Origin of the sequence: Amphiplicatus metriothermophilus (genome assembly GCF_900199215.1) — a bacterium.
GTDB classification, from domain to species: Bacteria; Pseudomonadota; Alphaproteobacteria; order Caulobacterales; family Parvularculaceae; genus Amphiplicatus; species Amphiplicatus metriothermophilus.
Genome location: NZ_FZQA01000018.1, coordinates 1 through 1060 on the forward strand (window position 1 = coordinate 1; position 1060 = coordinate 1060).

Here is a 1060-nt window from a genome sequence, read left to right on the forward strand (position 1 = left end):
TCTTCTGGGCGATATCGTTTTCCCGACATTCTCTATCTCCTTGAATGCAGCCATTTGTTTCCTTGTTCGTGGCTGCGTTCAAAGGGGTCGGGTCAGGAAGATTGTCTATGCGATCCACAAACTATCAGAAAGCTACGAAACTGAAGCCATCACTCCTTGGTCGGCGCATCCGGGGCATGGGCAGATCTTTGAGAAACATTCTGGTGAGTTCTCCGATCACGTCCGCACTTCCATTGCCATAAACCTAGCCTACTCCGCTATCGAAGAGATGAACCTGCAAGTTAACTCGAACAGAGAAAAAAATGTATGGTCGTGCAATAAAACCTTCACGTGGAATCCAGATGTCCTGAAGGACATCGAATCGCGGCTGTGCGCGGCTGGGATTGATCCGGCGAGTTCCGTGGTTTGGGTGGTCAGAGGCGCTGAGACCGAAGTTGCGATCCATCCGATACGCAACCATTCGTCAAGCTATAGCGATGGACAAACAGTTCGAGATAACGAGTTATCTCTTCCCGATGCAATTCAGGCATGCCGCTACTTGCGGAATTACATGACGGCACATGCATTTGGAAGCGACACACCGCGCTTGGGGCCTTACGAGGTGTACAATGTTCAACAGGTGGCACGGTTTTTGATCCTCTCGAAGTGCGGCGTATGGAACGTACGAACAGTTGATCTGTCAAAAATGAATACCTAAGCGTATGCATCAAGCAAGCGTAGCCCGGATAGCACACATCTCGAATGCCGCGCGTGGCGGGTATCGCTTCGCTCAACCCGCCCTTGTTAAAAAGGGGATAGGATATGATCGGCAACTTCTTCGTGAGCGCCATTTTTGCGGCTGGTTCTGCTGCCGCGACATCTTCTGCATTGCCGGATGTTCTTGATTGCGTGGAAGTCGTTCACGCCGAAGCAAATGAATCTGACCTGCTCCCCGGATTGTCCTCGTTCAGAAGTTGAGTCTGTTCCGGGTTTGGTCCTTCTCTGACCGGTTGTAGTATTCCCGCGGCGTGAGCCCGTCGAGGCTCGTATGCGGGCGGTGATGGTTGTAGTCGTCGCGCCA

Annotated in this window: 3 protein-coding genes; 2 read left to right on the plus strand and 1 reads right to left on the minus strand. The window is 52.1% G+C overall.

Annotation, left to right across the window (positions count from 1 at the left end):
- Together CHB64_RS15305 and CHB64_RS15310 are read left to right on the plus strand one after the other, a co-directional pair.
- Positions 1 to 697: hypothetical protein (locus tag CHB64_RS15305; protein WP_159462529.1), on the plus strand; the 697-nt coding region annotated here is incomplete at its 5' end.
- A 104-nt stretch (positions 698 to 801) separates the two neighbouring features.
- A complete protein-coding gene (locus CHB64_RS15310; RefSeq protein ID WP_159462530.1) occupies positions 802 to 957 on the plus strand; it encodes a hypothetical protein in 156 nt (51 codons plus the stop codon).
- Here CHB64_RS15310 and CHB64_RS15000 read toward each other — a convergent pair.
- Positions 947 to 1060 (minus strand): integrase core domain-containing protein (locus CHB64_RS15000; RefSeq protein ID WP_143265939.1); only part of this gene is annotated, 114 nt, incomplete at its 5' end. The genes CHB64_RS15310 and CHB64_RS15000 overlap by 11 nt on opposite strands.

Coding starts and splice junctions, on each gene's coding strand:
- CHB64_RS15310 (WP_159462530.1), top strand. CDS start 802: ATGATCGGCAACTTCTTCGTGAGCGCCATTTTTGCGGCTGGTTCTGCT.